The organism is Roseateles sp. AC306 (assembly GCF_979253795.1).
In genome coordinates, this window is the sequence record NZ_CEEDEB010000068.1 from 1 (window position 1) to 280 (window position 280).

General features: G+C 52.9%; 1 protein-coding gene. It reads left to right on the top strand.

From position 1 onward, the window contains the following. Nucleotides 1-83: 83 nt before the first annotated feature. On the top strand, nt 84-280 hold a 197-nt coding region (locus AC0IZJ_RS28420; protein WP_471855605.1), incomplete at its 3' end, for a YicC/YloC family endoribonuclease.

Sequence of the window (280 nt, forward strand, 5' to 3'; positions counted from 1 at the left end):
GTTATTCCTATCCTGACAAGGCATCGATGGCTATAATCCTTCCACCTCTCCTTTTATAAACAGGAACGTCTATGATCCGCAGTATGACCGCCTACGCCCGGCGTGAAATCAAGGGTGAATGGGGGAGCGCAACCTGGGAAATGCGCTCGGTAAACCAGCGTTATCTGGAAACTTACTTTCGTCTGCCGGAGCAGTTCCGTAGCCTTGAACCTGTCGTTCGCGAGCGTATTCGTTCTCGCCTGACGCGCGGTAAAGTGGAATGTACCCTGCGCTATGAGCC